Source organism: Echinicola rosea (assembly GCF_005281475.1).
GTDB classification, from domain to species: domain Bacteria; phylum Bacteroidota; class Bacteroidia; order Cytophagales; family Cyclobacteriaceae; genus Echinicola; species Echinicola rosea.
Genome location: NZ_CP040106.1, coordinates 5395337 through 5422301, shown reverse-complemented (window position 1 = coordinate 5422301; position 26965 = coordinate 5395337). Strand labels below are relative to the sequence as shown.

Sequence of the window (26965 nt, the reverse complement as noted above, 5' to 3'; positions counted from 1 at the left end):
TGGAATCCGGGGGTGAAAAGAGCGCTATACAGGTAAACGGATAATTGGAGCAAAAAGAAACCTTTTGCAAATCGACTGGTTGCAAAAGGTTTTTGGGAATGGGCAAAGCCCTTAGGATCTCCGGTATGGATGGTGTTTTATCGTGGCGACGATCAATTTTGCATCACCTTGGTTCCTATCTGTTTGCCATTCACGATGTCTAAGATTACGTTTGGAGTGGTTCCGTTGGCTATATGCACGGAAATGTTTTTCATGGCAGCTTTTTTTGCCATTTTAAGTTTTGAGGACATTTTGCCTCTTCCGATGGTCTTGGTGTCGGCTTTGTCATGGATATACTGTTCGGTTTTTTCATCTATTTTGACTTCTTCCAACACCTCAGTGTGGTCGGCATCAGGGGGGCCATTGAATACCCCGTCCTTATGGGTAAGGAATATCAGCATGTCCGCATCGAGCAACTCGGCGACCAGTGCAGCAAGTTCATCGTTGTCGCTAAAAGCGGACATCGAAAGGGAAACGGTATCATCTTCATTGGCGATGGGGACAATGCCCGAAGCGATCAATCCATTATAGCAATTGACCATGTTTTCCCGGTGCTTTCCTGGGGAAAAATCCCTTTTGGTCGCCAGAACCTGTCCGCACCGGATGCCATATTGCTGGAAAATTTCATAATAATGCCGCATCAGCCTGGGCTGCCCCATGGACGAATAGATCTGTCTTCGAACTGTTTTGTCCTTGACGGACAGTTCACGGCCCATGGCCTCCTTACCGGCTGCCACCGATCCGGAAGTGATCAGTATCGGCATGATATCTTCTTGGTAAAGTTGGACAAGTTGTCCTACCAAATGCTGCAGGACAGTGTCCATGATTCGGTTTTTGTGATTGGTAAGCATGTTTGACCCTACTTTTACCACTATTTTTTTCGGTTTTTTCCGTTTATCTTCCATGGTTTTAAAGTGTTTTTGTCGTCAGTTCAAAATTATGGTTCTAAGAGGGAATTGCCCATTTTTTTGGTGAAAACATTTAAAAACAGTGGAGAAATTGTGCAGTGGATCTTTTCAGGTGTTGATTACAAATTTCTAATATCGGCGAACCAATGCTATATCTCTTTTCTAAAGGCTTCCGGGACTATTTCCAATCGTCTTGCGCAACGGTCATGTGCGTTCTCACCGACAAGGTAACGCAGTTGGTCTTTATTATCGGTGGCTGCTTCATGGATAATCTCGGTAATTTCTTCCGGTACGGAAGGAGAACTGAACCCGCCCATTATCCTGACTATTCACGATGGGAATAAAAGGTATAACGAGATTTCCAATTCCATTCCCGCCATAACCAATCGTGTATTGTCCAAAGAATTAAAACTTCTGGAAGAAAACCTGCTTATTAAAAGAACAGTGATTGATGATTTTCCCATGCGTATCGAATATACCATAACGGATTATTGTTTTGGAATTGAAGAGGTGGTGAAGCCTATGGAGAAGTGGGGAAAGAGTCATCAAAGAAAAATCAGGGAATTGGATTGATTTAAGAATACAGGTGAAAAAGCATGAAGGGATAGGAATGAAATCTCACCAATGGCAAAAGTGCTGCTGGTGAGTATGTTGGGTTCGCTTCTGTATGACGTGTTCTTGTCAAAATACCGTTGTGGGTAGGTACAAAGCATTATTGAAGGGTTTTTTTTGGGGAAAAAGGTTGGGATTGGGGATTTTCCAAAATAAACGCACTGTCAATCTTAATTGTTTTCAATTGTTTCAAATTGCCCTATATTGGTGAAATTTATCAGGATTTTATAGATTGAAAGCTATCCCTGAAAAGTCAATAACTGAGTGAAACCCTATGTATATGCTTAAAAGTAAGCCGAAAATATGGATCAAATATCAACCATCCATCGTATTAATTTTTGTTTTTTTGTTTGCTTTTCCCGCTATGGGGCAGGTTTCTCCGGACAAGATTAACTTTGTAAGACAAGGCGCCAAAAGATTGGTTTTTGATGAAAATCAATCCATACCCCTGGCAATCCTTGATCCTGGAAATAGTGTTGGATTTTCTGCAATGTATCCCACAACCCATTATGGCAATGATGGGGCGGATGTAGGCATTGAGGATGGGCACTTGATCATACAATCAGAAAAAGAGACCGAAACCGGGATATGGTTTGGTGGGTTTAACCCCTTTGCTACCTATTCAATGGAGGTGCATGGTACAAAAGGCAATGGAGAACTGGGGTTTGAATTTTCTGATGCAAAGCAGGAACAACGGTTTCTTATAAAAATCAGTTTTGAGGATTCACTAATTACCGGGGCCAGGCTGAGTGTTTTTGCCGGTGACCAAGTGGTTGCGGATGAGTCTATGGCCATGGATATTGATGCAAGTGAAAAGATAAAGGGAAAGATAGTCCTACAGATGCTGGGCAGCGGTCTTACGATATTTGTAAAACATACTGGAGAATTGCCTAAGGTCATCGCGCAAAGTAATTTTAACACATACATGGATTTGCGCAATAAATCATATTTACAAAGCTTTCAGTCAAAGGTATATGTCCATTTGAAAGAGGGTAGGGTGGAAGTGAAAAAAGCCGAAATGAAACTGAGTACCGGGATAGGCCTGGCCGATATACGGGCCATAACCTATGAAAATGGCGACCCCATGCTAGACCAAGGCAGGTTGTGGTACACGATGTCCATCAGGGGACGTGCCTTGCCGCATCACATTCAAGGCGTATTTAGCATGGATCCCACGGTCTTTGACGTGAAATTGGAAGGTATAATCGTATTTGACCGCAATGATGGCCTATTGCGCAATGAAGTAGCATCCCATATTTTTTATGATAGGGAAAACAATATATGGCGGGGCATAACCACCGGTTTCAGTGCTTATGCTAATCCCTCAAAAGAAAAAAAACAATTGCTGGCCATCGAGAGCAAAAAAGACCCTCGCTTTGGTTTTTCGATCATGAAGGCTGCTCCCTTTGGAATGGTTGGGGACATCGAGGATCCCCATATCCTTTTTGATACCGAAGCAAAAAAATGGCGTATGCTTGCCTGCGAAAACAACGGGGGCTATAAGGCAATTGTCTTGGAATCTGATTCCTGGAACAGGAACTACAAGCGAATGGCAGGTCCTGTCGAGCACAATTCCACGGGCACTTCAATCCAAAAAATAGGTGATAAACGATATTGTTTTTCGGGCAGCTCGGAACGGAAGATATACATCTATTCCTATCCGGACCTCAAGGAAGTGGGCAGTTTGAATATGGACCTCCCGCCGTGGGATGAACGTTCGGGCACTAGGGTATGGCCCAATGTGGTACAGTTGCCTGAAGGCTATCCCTTTAAATACGTGGCATTGATGATGGATAGGTTCAATTATCCCAGCCAGAGCGGGCCACATTGGTCTTACGGGGCGGTATATCTCTATCATGGATTTGAAGAATAGGGCAACGGGCTCTAAGGCTTCCGGCAGGCGGCCAAGGGTTCTGATCAAGTTAGTCATCTAAGTGCATAATAAGTGGCTCTACCTTTTCCCTGTTTATTTAATGAGATTTTACTCTACCATTTGAGACAGAGGATTGAAAATATGATGCTACTTTAGGACATATTTTGAAAAGCACCTCTTTTTGGGGTGCTTTCTTAATTGAAAAGATACGTTTTAAATGTTCAAAAGGCTTTTTAAATCTGAAAGCCCCATTTGGTGCTTTTCTGGATTGGCCTGCATGAATTTATTCAAATTATGCAACTTCCACTGTACGGCCGGATATTCTCCAAAATCATAAATGCTCCAATCCGGAGTACCCGTTTCAAATTTTAGAATAAACTCCTTGTCGGAATCTGTTATATTTTCGTGAATGACGTGAAACAACTCCTTCCTTGTACTTTCGAAATTTTCATACGTAAAATCCTCTTCGGTCATTCCCTGAAATTGGTTGTCGAATGCCTGTCGTTGATCAATAAAATTGGGGTATAATATCTCCTGAACAGGTCGTTTACTACTCAATAAAGTAAAGAGGAAACCCGTTTTGATCTCTTGGGTAAATCCTTCTTCCTTTAAAAGGTATTTTACATCAAAAATATCCCTGGGGTGTTGGCGATCCATAGCTGCGCAAATTTTCCCTCCATACAATTGTCCAAAGGGTACCCCCTGTATCACACAGAATGCATCAAATACCTCACTTGCCTTCTTACAAAGCTCTAAGGGAACTATTTGGCCTATAAGACCCCTAATACCTTGATTGACTTCAATCTTTATCAACGCCTCATTGTTCCTGATCTGTAGCTTGAGACGCTCAGGCTGATGATTGACTTCCGTTTTGGGCAGGACCTTTTGCAAACGCTTAGCAATCCTGTCCAACGCTCCATTTATATTGTTAAAGGAAGTCTGTCTGTCTTCCACAGGTATATAGGTCAGGTCAATATCCACTGACAGTCTTGGCATATTTCGAACAAATAAATTGATGGCCGTACCGCCATGTAAAGCAAAGCAGCTTTCTCTGGCCACTTCGGGTAAAACGTTGAGCAAAAGTGCTACCTGATTTTTATAATTCGTCATTAAAAAGGTCTTTTGGTATTGTTATCATAAATTCCGGGACATATACCCCGTTTTGGGCTAACTGACGTTTACCAGTGCCTAGCGATATCTTTTCCTGATCTATAAAAGGTAACCAGGGATGTCCGGCCTTGGTAGCCATGTATAAAAACAATCTTTTGACCTTGATGGAGGAACAAGTTGTTAAGAGTTCTTGGACAAGATTGGGTCGTAGGTTATTGAGCCCTTCCATGAGTTCGTAACACTCCTTTAACTCTTGTTTTTCCGGGGCCAAATACAGACATTCCATCATCGCTCGGGCAGCACTGGATATCTTGATGGAAAACCCATTAACTTCATGATCGGTCATACCCAACTCAGGTGGCAGGAAAGCCGTACTATAGTAATGTAATTTCATGGGCCATTTGTACTGCTGAAACCAAGCGGGAATTTTTTCTTTTTCACCACCAAACAGGACACAATTTTGCGGGGAAAACTCCAGATAATGGGATTTTCCCAATAACCCTAATGCTGTTTTGCCTCCCATGTGAACAGTTCCGTTTCCCTGCTTCTGTATAGCCCATATAGCTCCCTCCAGAAGTACTTGGTCTCCATTTTTTACCAGAGCTCCTGAACCTATTGAAGTAATCCATTGACTTTTTTTATACCGGTTCAATAATTGGCTCGAATATCCTTGGTCTGCCAACCATGAACTCAGGTAAACAGCCCCAGATGGCCAGTTTTGCAATAGACGGTTTATTTTAGTTTTATTTTCCAAACTCATAGTTTGTTATAAAGAACAATTATAAACCAAAGTAAATAATAGTTTATATAAAATCCAATAACCAAACTAAAAGTTTACTTTTCGTGTATTTTTTAAACCCGTTATGGATAAAGAATACCCCATTTGAGGTATTTGAACTCCTGCTCAATACCACTACCTTCACAAAAACTTCTTGTTCTATAATGCCTAAATCTATTTCTATATTATTGGGAGCGGGCTTTTCCGCTCCAATGGGATACCCTATCGGAAATCAGCTTAACAAACTATTACTGGAGTGCGATGGGAGTGATTTCGCCTTTTCGCCCGGAGGGGCAATGATCTTTGATACAAGGGGAGGAAAACCAATGTAGGTTATAAAACCAGTTATGACTTTGAATTTGACTTCTGTCGTGATCTAATGCAATACCATAATAAAGTCAAAGGGTATTTTGACTATGAGGAGTTTTACGATTTTTTTAATATAAACTTAGAAATCCACGTTCTGTGAACGTGGTCAGAGACCGTTTCACGGGTTTGCCTAAAAACCGACTCAAGGTTAACTTTCAAGATGTTGTCCCCACAACAAAAGAAAGTAACCAAATGAGTCGATTCAATAGATTATCTCATGCCATTTGGCATTGTAAGTACCATATAGTATGGACGCCTAAATATAGGTATAAAGTGCTGAAGGGCACAATAAAGGAAGAAGTAGAAACCTGCATTCATCTGTTCAGCGAGCAAAAGCGTTGCAAGATAGAAGCACTAAATGTTCAGGAGGACCATGTTCACCTGATCATCGAGGTACCGCCAAAAGTATCCATATCAGAAATTGTTGGTGTGCTAAAAGGACGTACGGCAATAAGGGTTTTTGGTAGGTTCAAGTAGTTGAAGCAGCGCCCCTATTGGGGCAATCACTTTTGGGCCAAGGGCTACTGTGTAGATACGATAGGTCTTGATTCAGAAATGATCAGACGATATGTGGAATACCAGGAAAAGCAAGAAAAGAAATTTGAAAAGTAAATAAAGTTTAACAGAGGGGACAACACCTCCCTTGCCTCCTCAGGGGGCAAGAGCAGTTTTACCCCCTTACAGGGGTTATCACAAATCCCCTTCCTTTGGATGGGGATAAGGGAAGGCAAGCTTTTATTGAAAGGTCCCCGGAAAGTTTCAGTAGGTTAAACCATGATTATTCGGATCCAAGAAAGGGATATATCCTTTGGAAGGGTCAAATGGAAGAACGCTTGGTTTAAGTTTGTTTCGGATTTTAACTTTAAAAATAAGTTTATTCCATTTATACGGAATAATTAATGGTTATTGGACGCAAATTTATTTGAAATTTAGTTCGATTCCTACTAGCTAAGCCAATGAGATTGATCGAACCATTTGTTAAATCATATGATTTTTGTCAGTATTTTGATTTTTGAAGGAATTGGTTTTTGACAATTCATTTTTCGAATTAACAGCTTATTATATAGATGAAAACGATGTTTGTTAATTTGTTTATGTAATATAAAAAAAACGAGGCGAAAATTCACCTCGTTTCTAAGTCGTGGAGCTGATAAGAGCAAACTCGAACCACTTGGGGGAGGATTTAAGGCTTTTGGCGGGTATTTGAGATCGGAAGGAGAATACTCAAAGGGGCGAGGGAGTCTTATCTCAACACTGTCCTTTCCCTTCCCGGAGGCTAGCCCCCGGGAAGGGAAAATTTCTTACTAAATGATTAGGTTTCCGTATTGCAGTCCAACCGGAGCCAAATCATTCAACTTAGGAGCATTTAGGAGAAGGCGTAGCATCTAATGCCCTATCAGTGTCAATGAATATTTAGGATGTCTTAATTTGATCAGGCACTAGTAAGTATTTGGAATAGTTCGTCTATGCTTTTTTGATGAATTTCATTTAAAGTGAAGTGATGATAAATCCTGTTATTTATATCCTCAATTACAAAACGTAAAACGATATCATCATGGTTATAAACTACCAATGACCCCATCTGGATAATTGGGGATATTTTTTTTGGTTTAGAGAAGGTCTTCCCTATATATGTTGTATAAACGAATTCCTTTTGGTTGAAATTAATACGCATTATTAGGATAGAGATTTACGAAAACAAACTGATATAATTGTACCTATGGACTAACTATCCATAATGATAACAGGCTGTTTAACTTAAGCATGACGAAATAATAATGTGAAACTTTAGTGTTTTAAAGTCATATTAATCCATGCTTGTGTGAGAATGCCAACAATTCGATAATGGATTTACAACCAGCCTTCTTCATCATTTTTCTTCTATGTGAAACGATGGTATGCCTACTTAAGTGAACCAATTCTGCAGTTTTGTCAATTGAAAATCCTTGAGCAAATAGTTGTAAAATTTGTAGCTCTCTTGATGTAAATGGTATTTTCTCTATTTTTTCGTAATTAGTCAGAACATTTTGGATTTCCGGACATAAATAAAATTGGCCGTCCTCGATTTTTTTTAAGCACTTTATTATTTCATCAAAGCCAGAAGATTTTGAGATAAACCCATGTGGCCGATAACTTATAATAGTTTTGATGAGTGAAGGGGAAGAAATTCCAGAGACCACCACCACTTTCAGGTTTCTGTTGAGGCGCCGGGTTTCATTTATTAAGAACAAGGAATAAGCATCATCCATTATGAAATCTATAAACAAAACTGTAGGTTCTGGACTTTCTGATATGATATGTTGTACAAGTTCTTTATCGTCAAAGAAAGATTGGATGGACTGGAAAAGATCCGATCTTTCCATGATACAAGAAAAGGAGTCACTAAAGAGCCGATGGTGGTCATATATTATTGCTTTTTGGTGCTTCATAATTTTAAAGCTAGGCACCATTAGCAAGTTAATTGTGCTACTTATGTGAGATCAAACAAACAATAACAAAAACATGTTGCCTATTTTATGAATATGACAATAATTTGTGATGATCATTAGAATAAGTTATTTGGAAGAGGAGCTTCTCCATTTTTTTGAATGCATGGCTATAGGAGAAGGATGTGTAAATCACCGAGGAAGGTTTTTTATTGATGTGTTTTTAGAATCTAGGTTTGTAAGGACATTTTCTATAAATCTTCAACTATCCCATAATAAAAATCTCTGATTATGGTGAGATATGGTTCACTACTTTACGGTTGTTTTTTGTAAAAACATCTATCATCTACCAAGGTAGGTAGAACATGTTTTTTACGAAGATCATATTTTATATTTTCAAATCGTTTTTTCTTTAGTTGTAAAATATTATTTGCTTGGAATGGGTGGTTGCAATGCCATAAAATAGTTAAAACTACTGAAAGGTATCACAAAAAAATGCTGTTTTTTGGTAATGAGTAGCTTGAAATTGGTATTTATTCAAGGGTTGACAATTGTCTGTGCAATAAACTGATGATTTTATGTTTATTTCGTTTATGAAAGCTGAGCAAAATTTTATTCTCGATGTCCCATAGGGACATGTGAGAGATCAGTTTATTGGATTTTGTTCATTTGTATCGAATCTTTTGTGATTTAACTCAAATGTGTAGGTCTATCAATTTTAGATAAACCAATAATTATGATAGAATTCAGCGTTGGTTTAACGGTTTTTTCAGTTCATCTCTTAAGCATCCTATAGTCAGCGGAGATATTAAAACATAATTATCTATGAACAGGCAGTACAAATTTTATACTACAATTAAGAGCATACCAATCTTGGGTATTGCGGCCAGACAATATCATACTGCCTCTGAATTTAACCAGCAGGGGCAGTTAAAGTTAAACGTGCTAAGCCTCTTCTATTTAGTTGAAGCGAATCTAAATGGTTTTGGTTATCTGAGGTGTAGTGTTAGTAAACGTCTTGAGCAGGCAATATAAGGAAAGTAATTATGAAAACATATTTAAGATTCTTTTTTTTGATGTTTGCAGGAGTTTTTCTAGTTGTTTGTAATAGTCACGGGCAACAACTCCCACAATTTAGCCAGTATATTTTCAATGGCATGCATATTAATCCTGGGTATGCAGGGTACAAGCAGGAAGGCTATATACAAGCGACGTATCGTTCCCAGTGGACCAACTTTCCAGGTGCGCCCAAAACACTTTCAGTATCAGCCGATTTCAGTGCAAATGAGGGAACAATGGGTTTTGGCGTACTCTTCCTTAATGATGAGCTTGGCGCTGCACGCACGACAGGCGGGCTGTTGACATATGCCTACCGGATCCAGACGGGTCATGAGTCGTTTTTGGGGATTGGTGTAAGTGCGGGCGTTTCCGAATATGCCTTGGACCATTCCATGCTTGATCCCAATGATTATCCTGATGATGTATTGTCAGATGGGATAACCAACCTGTACACTCCTAATATGAATGCGGGGATATTTTTCAACACAAGTGATTTCTATATTGGGTTAAGTGCCTATAACATGATTGGGAAAAAACAGGTCAAGAGAGAGGACATCGCCCTGGCCTACCACGACTTCCATTATTATTTCACCGCCGGCACCCTTTTGCCTTTGAGCGAAGCAGTGAAATTCAAACCATCAATTCTTGTAAAAGAGGTAAAAGGGGCTCCGACCAATTTTGACCTGAATGCCATGTTTCTTTTCCATGAGCGGCTATGGCTTGGAGGCTCCTTCCGGTCTAACGTAAAATGGTGGAAAAATAATCTTGATGAAAGGCTGTCCAATAGGAATGCCTTGGCGTTGATCCTTGAGGTCTTTGCCACTCCCGATCTGAGGATAGGATATGCCTATGACCAGAACTTGAATGTTCTTTCAGGGATGCGGCACAATTCACATGAGATATCTCTGGGGTATTACCTGTCTCCCCGTAAAGCCAGGATGAGAAATCAAAGATGGTTCTAAAGATGATGAAGAATTATACCCTTTTGTTGACACTTTTTCTGTCCTGCGCATTTTGGAGCACCACAAATGGTCAAAATGCATTGTTAAGGTATGCAGATGAACAATCTGCCCTGGCAAATTATGCTCAGGCAGTGGAAGGTTATACCAGAGCATTTGAAAGAAGGAAGACTTATCGCTCTGCAAAAGGAGCTGCCGAATGTTATGCCAAATCGAATAATTATGCAAAAGCCTATGAATGGTGGGGAAAGGCTATGGAAATTGGAGAAAACCCATCTGTTGATGATGCAGAAAATTATTTGAAGTCTTCCTATGCAGTGGGAAAGGAGGACGACGCACTGAAAAAACTAAGGCAGCTCGGTCTTGATCCTTCAAATATGGATCCCCTGGACCTGTTGATGTACCGGACAGTCAGTGACAAGGCCGAAGAGGATCAACTGGAGCTGGCGGCAGAGCTTAATACCTTAAGTGCCGCTGATTTTATGGGGGCAAGGGATGGAGAAGGGAACCTCTATTTTGTTTCCGACAGGGACACTAAAGCCCAAGAAAAGTCATTTCCGGGAATCCGGTTCGATGCCAGGAACCAACTGTACGACAAGGAATTTTCGGACTGGACGGGGAGGGAATACCTGAAAATTTACAAGAAAGATCCGAATGGAGCGATTATCCAACTGCAGATGGACAGGGATGACTTTTTAAATGTAAGTGACCCGTCCATTGTCAAGGCAGAGGGCAAGGAGTATTTGTTTTTCTCGGCTACACGGAGCATCAGAAAAGCCAAGCAGAAAAGAACGTTCACGGTCAGCCCGGAGATTTTTTACGGAGAGCTGCAGGGGGACAAAGTAGCCAATATCAAATCCTTTCCCTTCAACAGCACACTTGAACATGGAATGGTGACGCCCTTTGTGGACCAATCTGCCGAACGGCTATATTTTGCTTCGGACATGGAAGGTGGACATGGCGGATATGATATCTACTATGTAGGGTATTCCGGTGATTTTGAATTCGGTGAGCCAGTAAATGTAGGGGAGCCCGTCAATTCTGCGGGTGACGAAAGAGATCCCTTTGTGGATTCGGACAAATTCTTTTTTGCCTCCAACGGACACCAGGGCCATGGAGGACTGGATGTCTACCAAGTGGATCTACAGGAAGGGAGTTTCTCTGATATTGCCCCTTTGGATGAGCCCTATAATTCAAGCAAGGATGATTTTGCCTACCGTCAATATCCGGACAATGAGATTTACTTGAGCTCCAACAGAAGAGGAGATTCAGGACTGGACAATATCTACCGGCAGGTGGCCCGGGCCCTGAGGAAGCTGGTGGTCAGTACAGTGGACTGCAACGGGCTTCCCGTGAAAGGGGCCAGGCTTATGGTCCAAAACGAACAGGGCGAACAGGTGGAAATGGCACAGGAGGATGAAGGGGTTTATAGTGGGGTCCTTTCCGGTAATACCGAATATGAACTTGAACTGACCAAGAAAGGATATTTCAGTGTCGAAGACCTTGATATTACCACCAAGGGAACCGAACCGGGGACCATTGAAAGGGAATACAGGCTTGTGCCCGTACCGGATAATAGGACGGTATATGTCGATATCATCTATTATGATCTTGACAAGAGTTCCATAAGGGAAGATGCCTCCAAGATTTTGGACAGGGCTTCTAAGCTGCTCAAGGAATATCCCTTCCTGCGTATCAAGGTCTCAGCGCACACCGACTCCAGGGCGTCAAGACAATATAATGTGGAGCTGAGTAGGCAAAGAGCCGAAAATGTAAAGGCCAGCCTTGTGGGCAGAGGCGTGGATGCGGCAAGAATAGCTGCCGAATGGCACGGGGAAGAACAATTGGTAAACGATTGTGCGGATGGTGACCATTGCCCCGAAGGACTGCACCAACTCAACAGGAGGACCGAACTGGTCATCTCATTGGAAATTGAAGAGGGCATGACCGTTCCCGGTGGCATGTTGCCGGAAGATTGGTGTAATAAGCTGCAGCCCATGCAGATGATCGAAGAGTATACAGGTGTTCCTATGGTCCACTTCGATTTTGACAGGACTGACCTCCGGGTTGAAGACAAAATGGAACTGGAGCGATTGGTCCTGTTACTTGAAAATAATGATGACCTCCGCTTGGAGCTCCAAGGGCATACTGATATCAGAGGAAGCGAAGCCTACAATAAGGAGCTGTCGGAAGAGCGGGCGGGGACAGTGGCCCAATACCTGATCGACAGAGGGATAAACAAAGGCCGACTGGATTATTCCGGACTCGGCGAATCTTCCCCAGTAGAGGATTGCAAGGATATCCCCTGCAGTGAAGAAATCCATCAATTGAACAGAAGAACTGAAATCAAGGTGAAACAATGAGACAACGTGGACAATTTTTATTGAGGGAATCATTTTTCCTTTTGACGGTTCTGGCAATGGTTTCCGGAGCCGGTGTGTCGGCCCAGACGGTGAACAAGGGTACTATGAGTATTAAGCGCGGAACAGTGGTGTCCAGTAATTTTGATTTGAACAATACCGAAACGGGAAAGTTGCTCAATGATGGGGACCTGTACCTGTATGCTCATTTTAACAATGATGGAGAAGTGACTTTTAGTCAGGGGGATGAGGGGAATACCCGATTTGTAGGAAAAAACGGTGTTCAGGATATCAGTGGTAGTCAAATATCAAATCTCAACAATGTGCTTTTTGAAAATCCCAATCACCAAAATGCCTTTCATCTTTCCGGCGACATCAGTATTTCCGGGGTTTCCAGGTTTGTGGACGGGGTGGTTCTTTCCGATGGAAATGGCGGACTAGTGCTTTTTGAGCGTGGCAGTACCTATGAAGGAGCGTCAGATGCCAGCCATGTGGACGGTTATGTCGAAAAAAGAGGAGATGAGGATTTTGATTACCCTGTCGGTGATGGTGGTTTTTTCAGGTTTGCAGGAATATCAGCACCTTCTGACTCCGATGTTGAATTCCATACCAAATACTTTTTTGAAGATCCCGACGGATCATATCCTAGGGAACAAAAAGAGGAAGGTTTAGAGCTGATTGACGATGCGGAATATTGGGAGCTGTTCCTGGAGAATGGTAATGATAATGACGATGTCCGTCTGACCCTTTCTTGGCGAGATGTCACAACCCCTGCTTTTATTTTGGGAGTAACCAGTGATATCGTGGTGGCAAAATGGGACGAGGGGGAATCGTTGTGGACCAACTTAGGCGGGGATGTGGACGGTAATAGCCAAACGGTGACAACACCTGACCCTTTGGAGGATGATGGCATATTTACTCTGGCAGTGATGTCGGCTAATATGACCAATATGTCGATATCAAAGACCTCGTTCGAAGCATCTGTTTATGAAGGGGATGTATTTGAATATGAAATCAGGGTACAGAACAATGGTGGGGTGGATGCTTCTAATGTAGTAATAGTGGACAACCTGCCCAATGGGGTGGAATATGAAAGTATGGAAGTGGAATCGGCCTTTGGGCTGCTGGAATGGGATATGGAAGCCATGGGTCAGGTACTGACTTGGAGTGTCCCACTGTTCAGGGCCGGGGACGAGATGATAATCAAGCTTCGGGTAACTGCAGGTAATGCCGGTCCAATCACAAATTATGCCGAGGTAGGATCCTCTGAAGAGGATGGTGATCCTTCGGACAATGCCGCCACCGATGAAAACAACATTAATGCCTTCTTTATTCCCAATGTGATCACTCCAAATGACGACGGGGATAACGATTTATTTGAGATACGTGGTCTCAATAGGTTTACCAGTAACAGGATAGTGATCCTTAATCGATGGAATGATGAGGTACTTGACGTAGAAAATTATCAAAATGACTGGAATGCAAGTGGACTTATCGCAGGTACCTATTTCTACATTCTGGAAGTCACTGAGCCCAGTGGAGAGGAAAAGGAATTTAAAGGATGGATACAGGTAATAAAGGAATGAGACAGGGGAAGGAATGCTCGTGCATTGAACTTTTCTGTCATTATAAAATAAAGGAACTCAGTTGGTCAATAAATTTTAAAGAATGATAGCTATGAAAAGAGTAATACTTTTAGCCTTTTGTTTGGTCATGGGAAGTACGGCCATGGCTCAGGTTGGAATAGGTACCGAAGATCCGAACATGTCTTCCCAACTGGAAGTGGTAGCTTCGGACCGTGGGATCCTGATCCCGCAGGTGGCCCTAGAGGACATTACAGATGAGAGTACGATCACCGATGGTAACGTAGAAAGCCTATTGGTGTTCAATATTACCGATAATGACATGATTGTCCCAGGATATTATTATTGGTATGACGGGAAGTGGAGACGGCTTGCCTGGAGCGGGGGAAGCCCCGCATCCAATAACATGCTTGTCTATGACCAAGAAGCTGATCGGTTTTACTACAACGACGAAAACGGAGATTTGGTCCCGTTGGATATAAGTGAGCTGCTCGATGAGACGGTTTCTACCTTGGAGAACAACGGTAATGGTACATTTACCTACACCGATGAGCAAGGCAATGAGTCGATGATCGATATACCATCTGTTGTTGCGACAAACATCTCCGAGGATGGAAACGTCTATGCTGAGATCATGGCCCTCCTAGAAAGACAGGGGAACGGAAACGTGACGTATGACCAGACCGATGGTACTTTTACCTATATCGATGAAAGCGGTGCCGAGCAGGTGATCGACTGGAGCGACTTCAATACGATCAACAACAGTTTTACGGTAGAGAACGATTCACTCACGGTGACCGACAGCGAGGGTGATAAGGTACAGCTTTCCCTGGAGGAAGTGGCGGGCAATTCCGCGTTCATAACGACGATTTCCAACAACAGTGAATTTATAGATGAGATCACGCAATTATTGGAGGAGGATTTCGGCAATGTGACGTATGACCAGACCGATGGTACTTTTACCTATATCGATGAAAGCGGTGCCGAGCAGGTGATCGACTGGAGCGACTTCAATACGATCAACAACAGCTTTACGGTAGAGAACGATTCACTCACGGTGACCGACAGCGAGGGCGATAAGGTACAGCTTTCCCTAGAGGAAGTGGCGGCCAATTCGGCGTTCATAACGACGATTTCCAACAACAGCGAATTTATAGATGAGATCACGCAATTATTGGAGGAGGATTTCGGCAATGTGACGTATGACCAGACCGATGGTACTTTTACCTATATCGATGAAAGCGGTGCCGAGCAGGTGATCGACTGGAGCGACTTCAATACGATCAACAACAGCTTTACGGTAGAGAACGATTCACTCACGGTGACCGACAGCGAGGGCGATAAGGTACAGCTTTCCCTAGAGGAAGTGGCGGCCAATTCGGCGTTCATAACGACGATTTCCAACAACAGCGAATTTATAGATGAGATCACGCAATTATTGGAGGAGGATTTCGGCAATGTGACCTATGACCAGACCGATGGTACTTTTACCTATATCGATGAAAGCGGTGCCGAGCAGGTGATCGACTGGAGCGACTTCAATACGATCAACAACAGCTTTACGGTAGAGAACGATTCACTCACGGTGACCGACAGCGAGGGTGATAAGGTACAGCTTTCCCTAGAGGAAGTGGCGGCCAATTCGGCGTTCATAACGACGATTTCCAACAACAGTGAATTTATAGATGAGATCACGCAATTATTGGAGGAGGATTTTGGCAATGTGACCTATGACCAGACCGATGGTACTTTTACCTATATCGATGACAGTGGTGCCGAGCAGGTGATCGACTGGAGCGATTTCAATACGATAAACAACAGCTTTACGGTAGAGAACGATTCACTCACGGTGACCGACAGCGAGGGCGATAAGGTTCAAGTTTCATTGGATGAAATCGCTAATAACTCCAGTTTCATCAATACACTTACCAGTAACAGTGACTTTATAAATGAGATAGAAACTGTTGTAGCTGCAAGTAGTGACGAATTAGTAGATAATGGAGATGGAACTTTTACACACACTGCAGGAGATGGGACAACGATTACCTTTGATGCCAATACCACGACTTTGGCAGATAATGGTGATGGTACTTATACCTTGACCAATGCAAATGGAGATACCATTACCATTGATGTGGTTGGTGATGTATTGACCGAGTTGCAAGATAATTCTAGTAGTATTTATACTGAAGTGAATACTATAGTAGCTAACAATGATACGAATACGACCAATGCCAGTCTGACAGAGGACGGGACCAACCTGATCCTGACGGACAGTGAAGGGGGCATCGTGCAGCTTGCCTTGGCAGATTTGGCCGATGATATTGATACGAACACTACGAATTCCAGTCTGACCCAGGACGGTACGGACTTGATTCTGACCGATAGTGAAGGGGGTACGGTTACCTTGGCTTTGGGGGATATCGATACGAATACGACCAATGCCAGTCTGACAGAGGACGGGACCAACCTGATCCTAACGGACAGTGAAGGGGGCATCGTGCAGCTTGCCCTTGCAGATTTGGCTGATGATATTGATACGAACACTACGAATTCCAGTCTGACAGAGGACGGTACGGACTTGATTCTGACCGATAGTGAAGGGGGTACGGTTACCTTGGCTTTGGGGGATATCGATACGAATACGACCAATGCCAGTCTGACAGAGGACGGGACCAACCTGATCCTAACGGACAGTGAAGGGGGCACCGTGCAGCTTGCCTTGGCAGATTTGGCCGACGATATTGATACGAACACTACGAATTCCAGTCTGACAGAGGACGGTACGGACTTGATTCTGACCGATAGTGAAGGGGGTACGGTTACCTTGGCTTTGGGGGATATCGATACGAATACGACCAATGCCAGTCTGACAGAGGACGGGACCAACCTGATCCTAACGGACAGTGAAGGGGGTACCGTGCAGCTTGCCTTGGCAGATTTGGCCGACGATATTGATACGAACACTACGAATTCCAGTCTGACAGAGGACGGTACGGACTTGATTCTGACCGATAGTGAAGGGGGGACAGTTACCTTGGCTTTGGGGGATATCGATACGAATACGACCAATGCCAGTCTGACAGAGGACGGGACCAACCTGATCCTAACGGACAGTGAAGGGGGCACCGTGCAGCTCGCCTTGGCAGATTTGGCCGATGATATTGATACTGATAATCAACAGATTACTGACCTGAGCATTTCTGGGGGAGCATTGTCCACGACCATAGAAGATGGAAATACACAGTCGCTGGATCTGATATCTATCGACGCTGGGAACACTATTGTAGCAGGTACAGATGGCGCACTATATGTGCCCAGTTCTACCTTGAATATTTACAATACGGACGGGACTCTACCCGGACTTAGGACAGTCAGCGGTACGGAAAACTGGTTGAGATTTCAAGGAACAGACGGATTAATTGAAGTGAATGGTGATAATCTTAGAAGTTCCAATACAGATGGTAACCAAATCAATTTAGAATTTTCTGGGAATACCGCCCGGCTATTTGCAGATGGCCCTACGATGGATGCATTCAATATAGGAATGACCACAGGCTTTGCACAACCTTTGAATTTTATCACCAACGGTGGTACAAGGCTGACAATAGATGATGCGGGTGAATTGCAATTTCATAATTATTTAAACTCCCGGGACAATAGTGGGGCCACTCCAGTTGAAAACATACTTTATACCGATGCAAGCGGAAATGTCCTTTCGGCAGATGTCTCAGTGGTTCAATCCCAACAGGTACACTACCGATCTACCAGTCAGGACACAGGAAAGGAATGGTTGAACAATGAGCCGGTATTTGAAGTAGTGGCAGATATTACCTTGGCTAGCAATACCAATTTGGTGGATTTGTCAGGAAGTGATATTCCGACGGGCGCCACTTTGATCAGTGTCCGTTTCGTCAGTAAATCTACAGGGTCCATTAGTACTAATATTATCGAATATGATGATAGTACCAGGCAACTGATCCTGGGTACGGCGGGCTCAATGACAACACTTCATCCTGCGGGAGATTACTATATCATCGTGGAGTATGTTGTGGAAGCGCCATAAATAGGCGTCCTATGTTTAAAACTACCTGAATTTTTCAGGTAGTTTTTATAATTGACAGGTTGGTTGGTAAAGACTTCATCAAAACATGGGGAAATCCGTAAGGTTAGAGCATAATCATCTTCAATGATTGAAGTTCTAATTCCTTGACAATTAATGATTCACTGTTTTGTCAATTTGGAGAACACTAGTAACCATCTTTTAAAGCTAATAAAGCTAAAATATTAATAGAGATAATATGAAGATCATAAGCAATCTGAATGGAATATTTTTACTGGTAGTTTTTTTTGGTTCTCTATCTATCGCTTTTGGTCAAGCGCCAGGTGGGGTGGTAACAGATTTATCTGTTTGGTATAGAGCAGACAGTGGTGTTGCAACAGATGGGTCAAACCATGTAACACAATGGGATTCCTTTTCTCCAACAAACGTAAGTCTTGGACCAAATAATACACCAACATTACCCTATAATGACCATACAACTTATGTGAATACATGGAATTTTAATCCTACCGTTACGTTTAATGGAACTAATAATTACTTGAGTAATAATTCAACCCCTTATTTGAACACTGCAGGCTCTGTACATTATATAGTAGTGGCAAAAGGGACTAATAGAAGCACTGCAGCCCGTAATTTATTTGGTGTTTCAGGAAATGATGATGGATTTTTCTATTCAGGAGGTGGAGGGAATACAGCCTTTCCTACTATCGGGAATAATTACAATGTAGCAGCTGCAGCCATAAACTCACCGGACGATTTTGGAATTTATTCGGCTATTCTTCCTAAAACACCTGGACAAGGGGACCAGCGTGGGTTTTATAATGGGCTTGAAAAGGTTTACCCTGCTCCTTACCCATATTCAGGAGGAACATACAGTTTGCCAACTACCGGGGCTTATATGGGGGCTGATGGTACTACAGGTGATAATTTCCTGGGAGAGATTGCCGAAGTAATCGTTTATCATAATCCTGTAGGGGATGATATGGCAAATGCCGATCTTGAAAAAATACATTCTTATTTAGCAGTTAAATATGGTATTACCTTAACAACGGGACATGATTACACGTCTTCAGCCGACCAAATTGTGTGGGATGCAACGGCAAATGCAACATACCATCATAATATAGTTGGTTTGGGGCGTGATGATGCTTCGGTCTTGCTGCAAAAACAATCCAAAAGTGAAGGGGAAGAACAACAACTTATTATTGGAGCGGGCAGTTCACTTTTCGATACTAATGCCGATAATACCAATACCCTTACCGATGGTCAGTTTTTGATGGTTGGTGATAATGGATTGGAGCAAAACCTGAAAACACCTTTAGTATATACTGCAGGTACCAATGGAGCAACCAATTTCCGTTTCGAGTCTATTTGGAAAGCACAAAACACCAATGCTGTTGGTACAGTGATTATCGCTTGGCCAAAACGAATAGAGAATTTGTACCTGGTACAGTCAACCGATGAGACTGTTGACAACACAGATACCTATACGCCTATGACCGATGAGGTTACGGTAAACGGAGTGGTTTACAATACAGCAACCGTAACCTTAGCTGATGGGGAATTCTTTACATTTGCAGGCTATGCATTTGCACCAGGAGGTGTAATCGATGATTTGCGCGTGTGGTTAAGAGCAGATAATGGGTTTTCGACTGATACATGGACCGATTACTCTATTCACGCAAATGATTATACTCAAACCAATGCCAGCCGACAACCCTTTGTGGCTGCAGATCAATACAACTTTAATCCAGTAATTGATTTTGGTGGCGATGCATCAGCCGACGGGCGATTTATGGTAGTTCCCAGTGGCCAGCCTTTTTCTGCCAATGGATTAAGTGGGACGTTTTTTACAGCAACACTGACAAGGGACGGCGGCACCAGTGGCTATCGGGATATTTTGGGATTTGGTGGCACTACTACAGGAAGTAGTCTAGCTAATGCAAATTTCCCTACTGTAACCAAGCTAAATGATAATATTGTACTTTATAATTCTACATCATCTGCATTTCCAAATGAATATCCTGATAACGAATTGCTATTGACTGATGTGTCATATACGGTCGATGTTTCAGGGATAAACTACGGATTAAATGGGCGTAATGCATCTACATCGCAGACCAGGTCGGCTGGAGGATCATTGCAAGCCAATGGAAGTATTTTGGGTTCCCAAGCTGAAGTCAATAATGGTTTGATCGGTGAGGTGATTGCTTATGAGCGGGAACTTTCCCCCAATGAAAAACAAAAAGTCCGCTCTTATTTGGCAATCAAAAATGGCAAGACACTTATGGATGCTGTTGACGGGACATACGATTATTTGGATTCCCAAGGCAATGAAGTGTGGGCTGGAAGCACAACCAATGCCAGCTACCACCATAATGTGTTTGGGATAGCACATGATAGAATTTCTGCATTGCACCAAAAACAGTCCATGAGTATCAACTCGGGTCAAAAGATGATCATAGGGAATGGTAGTTCACTTTTTGATACTAATGCCGATAATACCAATACGTTGGCTGAAGGACAGTTTTTAATGGTAGGTGATAACGGTCTTGCGCAAAACCTGAAAACACCTTTATTATATACTGCAGGTACCAATGGAGCAACCAATTTCCGTTTTGAGTCTATCTGGAAAGCACAAAATACCAATAGTGTCGGTAATGTAACAATAGCTTGGCCAGAAGGCGTTTCAAATTTATACCTAGTCCAATCAACTGATGAAACTTTTGATAACACCGATACCTTTACCGCAATGGATAATACGGTAAGTATCAATGGTGTAAATTATAATACGGCTACAGTTACGTTAAATAATGGTGAGTTTTTCACTCTTGCAGGGTATATGTATGCTCCAGGCGGGGTTACAGCAGCAGCCTGGTATAGGGCAGATGCGGCAAACACACTATTTTCTGATGCTGGTACAACCAATGCAACAGATGCTTCAACTATTCAACAGTGGAATGAGTTTAACAATAATCCTTTTCCGTTGTCGCAATCTAACGCTAATTACCGACCTGATTATTCAAATACAACCACCTTGGTCAACTTTAATCCAACGGTAACTTATACAGGAGGTGAAAAATGGTTACAGTATGATCCAATAGATAGTAATGGCTATATTATTGATAGAAGCCAAGGCGCCCTATTCTCTGCTGGAAGTACAAGTGATTTGGCACCCTTTATAGGCTTTGGGCTTAGTGGACGTGGAAATGATATGGATGATCCAGGTTTGTACAGGTTTACCGATGATGATTTTTTATTTTACCCCAGATTAGGAGAATATGATCCCGTAAGCACTTACACAATAGATGGACCATACATTGGAGGCGGAACTTGGGAAAATGGAGCTGGTGTTGGCGGAAATAATCTTGTAGATATTACACTTGGTGGTTTTCATCAAACATATGATACAAATATAACCGATGTACGACTTGATGCTGATCGCAATGCCTTTATGGTAGGAAAGGCTGATGCCGGTTATCAATTAGAAGGGCAGCAAAATGAAATGATTGTTTTTGATAACAAGCTGACCGATGAAGAGTTTAATAGAGTAGAATCATATCTTGCCATTAAGTATGGGCAAACATTAAGTGCAGAGCAGAGCAGAGACTATTTAAGTGCTACAGGTACTGTTATTTGGGATGGTACAGACAGTAATTACTATAATAACGTATTTGGAATTGCTAACGATGCTACTTCAGCACTTCACCAAAAACAATCAACAAGCATCAATGATAACCAAAAACTGATTTTAGGAGTGGGAAGTTCACTGTTTGATACCAATGCAGCGAATACCAATACACTTAATGATGGACAATTTTTAATGGTTGGCGATAATGGTTTATTGCAAGGTTTAAGCGAATCTTTAAGTTATACAGCAGGAGCTAATGGAGAAGTGAATTCGCGATTTGCAGCCATTTGGAAAGTACAAAACACCAATGCCGTCGGTAATGTTACGGTGGCATGGCCAGCAGGTATTTCAAATTTATACTTGGTGCAATCGGCAGATGAAACGTTTGATAATACCGACACCTTTACCGAAATGACTACAGACGTTACGGTTAATGGAGTGGTGTACAATACGGCAACAGTAACCTTAAACGATGGAGAATATTTTACGTTAGCGGGTTATGTAAATGCTCCTGCGGGTGTTGCCAGTGGTATTGCTCGTTGGTATCGAGCAGATAAAGGAGTAACATTAAATGTTGATAAAGTAAGTGCTTTACAAGATCAAGTGGGTGGTATAGAAACAGTTGTCCAAGCAGATGTAAACCGCCAACCGTTCTATAATGAAACTTCAAATTTTGTAAATTTCAATCCGAATATGGAATTTACACCCAATCCGCATACCGCACTTAATAGCCTAACGGCGGGTTATGCTGCCGGTACAGCAGGTTTAACAACGTTCTCGGTAGCGACGCCAAATACGAGTTCTTTGGGACAAAGAAAATATATTTTCGGTATTACCAATGTATCACAAACAGGTACTGGTGCTAATGAAAATGATAGGCGAATAGCTGTTGGTAACGTAGGAGGTGCCGGCGGGACAGCTCCACAAATAGGAGAGTTTAGAAATCTTAGTGATTATGTAGAAAATGGCGTATGGGAAGCGGGATTACCTAGTATTATTACAACAGGGTCAAACCCGGCACCAGAGAATCAAACCTTTTTCTTAGCGCAAAACGGTAGTGCCGAAGCAACAGGTACAGGATTAGAACCTATGAATTATGTAGAAACTGGTTTTGGTTTGGCTAGTGGAGGTGATAATGTTGAAAATGGATCTGTTTATGGTTGGGATGGACAAATTAGTGAGGTTATTCTATATGCAGGTGATTTAACTGATACAGAAAAACGTAGTGTAGATTCTTATTTGGCTATTAAATACGGGATAACCCTAGATCGTGTTGATACCGAGCATTATTTAGGTTCAACAGCTATAGGAAGTGCTATTGTTTGGAATGGTGCTGATAATACCGCGTTTAATAATAATATTTTCGGTTTAGCTCAATCGGTTATTGGTAACTTCGAACAAAAAGTATCGCAAAGTATTAATGCGGGAACTATCTTAACGGCTGCTACCAATAATGATTTTGAATTGAGTAACCTCGATGCTTCAAGAACAAGCTTTACTAACGATGAAACCTACATGCTGTTCGGGGATAATGAAGCAACTGGAGAAACCTCACTTGCTACAGATCCATGTACAGGAGAAACTTTAGACCCAGCAGTATCATCTTCAAATAGAGTGTGGCGTGTAGAAACCACCAATACGGCAGACCCTATATGGTTGGAAGCAGATTTAAACGCTTATACTTTCAACACAGACATAGAAATGTGGATGGCAGATGATGAAAATTTCACTACTAATTTGGTGAAGATACCGGCAGCTTCCTATTCAGGCGGGATCGCCACCTTTAATGTTCTGATCCCAGAAGGTGTCAAATACCTCAAATTCGCAGGAATTGTGGCACCGAGTACCTGTGATATCTGTACAGGCGGAAGCTTTGTATTCAAGACAGGAAGCAGTTGGGATGCCAGTACCGAAAGGATCGCCAATGTAATGGATCCGGAAACCATAGGAACGACAGATCAGGGGGATTTGATCGTAAACATGGAAGCCAATTATCCTCCCGGTATTGAGTATGGCCCCAATAGTTCGCCAAGACGTTATGGAAGATGGATGCTATCAAGAAGGTACGATAACCAAAACTTAGCAGTAACCCATACCATTAGCTTAAACCAATCTGTATCAGGAGCCAGTTTCCAATTATCAAATATCAATACCTACCTAAGCAATGCCAATAGGTTTACGGTGGAAGGTTTCGATTGTGATGGAAACTTGGTGATGCCAAAAATCACTTATGCCGCACCGCCTACCGATGCCACAACCTATGAAATACAAGATAACCAGGTGATTGGGACGAAGCGTTACCGTGGATTGGCGTTTTTACATTCCACTGCGAACGTCAGGTTTGACAGGGCTATTGAGGAAATTGTAATTACTTCGGAAGTGGATAGGGTAAATTCCAGAAATACATTACGGTCCCTAAATGTGGGCGATATTTCTTTTGAATGTGCATTGCCACTGCCTCCGACCGAGGATAATGTGACAATGGTGCAGGACTTTACCCAAAGTGAGGAGGTACCAAGTTGCATTGAAACGACTATGCGTATGCGTTTTACCAATAGTAACTGCGATACCAGAACGGTGGATATTAGTCAAAGCTTGCCTTCAGGATTGGAATTCGTAGAAGATACTTACAATGATTCAGAGTTTCCTGCTTCACCGACCTATACGTATAATTCCTCCAGCTTCACTTTAAACGGACTGGAGTTGCCCCCAGGTACTACCTATTTGTACATCAACGTTAGGAGTACTGATGGTACGACGACTACCTATAACACTACGAGTAACTTTACGGTGGATGAAACGGGGAATTCTTATACCAGTATCGATCCGGCAGGCAATGAATTTAGTACCGTAGGTTTTGAGGCAAGTACGTATTCCGAGCCGCCATTGGACTTACTCTATGAAGTGGATGCTTCATGTATCGAGGACGGCGACCAAGTGACCTATACCTTGAACCTTGACAACCAAGGAGCTGAAATCACTGGAGCCACCCTAAAAGGCTATTATGATATAGGCCAAGAGATTGTATCGGTAACCTTTAATAGTGGGGTTACGGGAGTCCATGGTATCAACCCGGTAGGGGAGTCCTATATAGAAACAGAGGATGTTACCATTCCAGCCGGCGAAAGTTCTATTACCGTAGTGGTGGATATCACAAGTGATATATTCACTGATGAGGATTTTGCATCCAGTTTATTTGAATTGGTAGTAGAGCCTGAAAACCCATGTGCGGAAGGATCTCCAATGCTTTCCAATGTACTTGAACTAGACGAGTGCGGGCCTTGTCCGAATCCATCGGGAAATGATATTGATGGAGATGGGATTGATGATGCCTGCGATTTGGATGATGATAACGACGGAATATTGGATGCTGATGAATGTGGTAACAATATCGTTAAGAGAGGCGATTTTACGAATTTGCCCGGTTCGCCAGGATTCTTAAGTGCCGGGCAATTTTCTACCGCGACTTCCAATAACTGGACTTTTAACTCTACAGGATCCGGTACCAGTGCACAGATCCTTTGGGATAATATTACAGGCCCTTTCGTATTTGGCAATGGCATCAGGTTCCAAAGGGATGGTCAGACCCAATCCATTACGCAAAATATTACCGGATGGGACAATTATAGCACTCAGCAAATCTATATTTCAAAAATAGCTGCAAATAACCCGGGTGGAAGTGGTACAGCTTCTACACTCACCATATCTTATGCTGGAGTGGATTACGTGACATTGGAAACTTCTGATGGCGCAGGTTCGGGAGCCACGATAACCTATGCAAATGGAGCAACAGGCTCATTGTCCAGCTTTAGTATTGGAACAGTATATACCGATTGGGTCATTGATTTGCCAAGTGGCATTCCTAGCACAGGAGATTTAAGGTTTGACTTTGTATCTGGATCTGGGGCTTCCGATGATTTTGCCCTTGGGGATATTGAAATAAATGCTTGTCCAGACACAGATGGTGATGGGGTAATGGACTACCAGGACTTGGACAGTGATAATGATGGGTGTTTTGATGCCTTAGAAGGGGATGGTATTTATGAAGATGCAGACTTGAATGCTGATGGCTCAATTAATATCATAATGCATCCTATAGACGTAGATGGTATTCCAGGGAGTACTTCACAAGGTATTGGTACGTCGAAGGATGGCACTCTTTTAAGTTGTTTATCGCCATTTGTATGTGATGATAATATATACTTAATAACTGCTGCTTCCCCTTCAGATCCAAGTACATTGCATTTGGTTGATTATAATGTGACACCACATACAATGACGGTTATTGGGGATAATTCACATGGCGTAGCTTATAATGCCATAGGGTATAACAAAGTAGATAATTATATCTACGCCCTTTCAAGAACTGGAAATACATTATATAAGGTTGGTAGTGATGGAAGCGTCGTGAGTCTGGGTGTGGTAACAGGATTACCATCGGATAGTTTTGTAGCCGGGGATGTCCTTTCAGATGGCAATACATACATTGTAAGGGGAAATGGAGGGACAAAACCTATATACAGTATCGATATAGCTAATAGAACGGCTACTTTATTGACAAGTTCATTCACTGATGATTTCATTGCAGACATGGCTTACAATCCTGTGGATGATCTTTTATATACGGTTACCAACTCCACCAATAAGCTATTCAGTATTGACCCTTATACAGGTGTGATCACAGAAATTGGACTTACGAATGTAGGTGCAGCTTTTGGAGGTATGTTTGCCACGGACAGCGGTAAAATATTTGGCGTTACGAACGCAGGAGACATTTATCAGCTTGATTTAACAACAGGCAACGCCAGTTTTATTCAAAATATTACCGGCTATATCAATCAATTGGATGGTACAGCATGTATTTCTGATTTTCCTACATATTGCACCAAACCAGGTAATACAGGTACGCCTACCGAATTTACTAAAGTAGGCTTCTCAGACAGAGACGGTCTGACTCCCGGTTGGCCGGGCAATATCCCCAATGGCTTTGTGGTGATCGAATCAGAAGATAGCGGATTTGTTATTACCAGGGTACAGCAGGTCAGCGATGTAGCAAGCCCAGTGGAGGGGATGCTGGTATATGAAATACAGGATCAATGTATCAAATTATATAATGGTACTGCTTGGAACAGGATCGTTCGGAGCTGTAACGAATAAGTCTATAGATTGGAATTGATATATTTTGAAAAAAAAAT

The 26965-nt window shown here is 42.4% G+C and carries 11 protein-coding genes and 1 pseudogene; 8 read left to right on the top strand and 4 right to left on the bottom strand.

What is annotated here, in order from left to right; genetic code table 11:
• Nucleotides 1–152 precede the first annotated feature (152 nt).
• Nucleotides 153–944, bottom strand: a complete 792-nt coding sequence (proB, locus tag FDP09_RS21105) for a glutamate 5-kinase (protein ID WP_137404490.1) — start codon at nucleotides 942–944, stop codon at nucleotides 153–155.
• Between the two features lie 255 nt (nucleotides 945–1199).
• Between proB and FDP09_RS21100 the strand changes: the two genes are divergently transcribed.
• Together FDP09_RS21100 and FDP09_RS21095 are read left to right on the top strand one after the other, a co-directional pair.
• Complete coding sequence (locus FDP09_RS21100) at nucleotides 1200–1520, top strand: winged helix-turn-helix transcriptional regulator (protein WP_137404489.1); 321 nt, start codon at nucleotides 1200–1202, stop codon at nucleotides 1518–1520.
• Between the two features lie 319 nt (nucleotides 1521–1839).
• Nucleotides 1840–3432: a hypothetical protein gene (locus FDP09_RS21095; RefSeq protein WP_137404488.1), complete on the top strand. Its 1593-nt coding sequence runs from the start codon at nucleotides 1840–1842 to the stop codon at nucleotides 3430–3432.
• Between the two features lie 213 nt (nucleotides 3433–3645).
• Here FDP09_RS21095 and FDP09_RS21090 read toward each other — a convergent pair whose 3' ends face one another.
• Together FDP09_RS21090 and FDP09_RS21085 are read right to left on the bottom strand one after the other, a co-directional pair.
• Nucleotides 3646–4542, bottom strand: a complete 897-nt coding sequence (locus FDP09_RS21090; RefSeq protein WP_137404487.1) for a nucleotidyl transferase AbiEii/AbiGii toxin family protein — start codon at nucleotides 4540–4542, stop codon at nucleotides 3646–3648.
• Nucleotides 4529–5302 (bottom strand): type IV toxin-antitoxin system AbiEi family antitoxin, encoded by a 774-nt coding sequence (locus FDP09_RS21085; RefSeq protein ID WP_137404486.1) that lies wholly within the window; start codon nucleotides 5300–5302, stop codon nucleotides 4529–4531. Before FDP09_RS21085 ends, FDP09_RS21090 begins: the two co-directional genes overlap by 14 nt.
• A 579-nt stretch (nucleotides 5303–5881) precedes the next feature.
• Between FDP09_RS21085 and tnpA the strand changes: the two are divergent.
• A pseudogene (gene tnpA / locus FDP09_RS21080) lies at nucleotides 5882–6301 on the top strand (IS200/IS605 family transposase).
• A 1190-nt stretch (nucleotides 6302–7491) separates the two neighbouring features.
• Here tnpA and FDP09_RS21075 read toward each other — a convergent pair.
• A complete protein-coding gene (locus FDP09_RS21075) occupies nucleotides 7492–8118 on the bottom strand; it encodes a response regulator transcription factor (protein WP_187328736.1) in 627 nt (208 codons plus the stop codon).
• A gap of 1073 nt (nucleotides 8119–9191) precedes the next feature.
• Between FDP09_RS21075 and FDP09_RS21070 the strand changes: the two genes are divergently transcribed.
• The 5 genes from FDP09_RS21070 (at nucleotide 9192) to FDP09_RS21050 (ending at nucleotide 26927) form a co-directional block, all read left to right on the top strand.
• The gene (locus FDP09_RS21070) at nucleotides 9192–10136 is read left to right on the top strand and encodes a PorP/SprF family type IX secretion system membrane protein (RefSeq protein ID WP_229683331.1); all 945 of its coding nucleotides are present in this window, start codon (nucleotides 9192–9194) and stop codon (nucleotides 10134–10136) included.
• A gap of 2 nt (nucleotides 10137–10138) precedes the next feature.
• Nucleotides 10139–12496, top strand: a complete 2358-nt coding sequence (locus FDP09_RS21065) for an OmpA family protein (protein WP_187328735.1) — start codon at nucleotides 10139–10141, stop codon at nucleotides 12494–12496.
• 104 nt (nucleotides 12497–12600) lie between these two features.
• Nucleotides 12601–14079 carry a T9SS type B sorting domain-containing protein gene (locus tag FDP09_RS21060; RefSeq protein WP_244940518.1) on the top strand — a complete coding sequence of 493 codons (1479 nt, stop codon included), beginning with the start codon at nucleotides 12601–12603 and terminating at the stop codon, nucleotides 14077–14079.
• A 91-nt stretch (nucleotides 14080–14170) separates the two neighbouring features.
• Nucleotides 14171–18142, top strand: coding sequence for a beta strand repeat-containing protein (locus tag FDP09_RS21055; RefSeq protein ID WP_137404481.1), 3972 nt, complete (start codon nucleotides 14171–14173; stop codon nucleotides 18140–18142).
• A 235-nt stretch (nucleotides 18143–18377) separates the two neighbouring features.
• Complete coding sequence (locus FDP09_RS21050; RefSeq protein WP_137404480.1) at nucleotides 18378–26927, top strand: DUF6923 family protein; 8550 nt, start codon at nucleotides 18378–18380, stop codon at nucleotides 26925–26927.
• The last annotated feature ends 38 nt before the right edge of the window (nucleotides 26928–26965 follow it).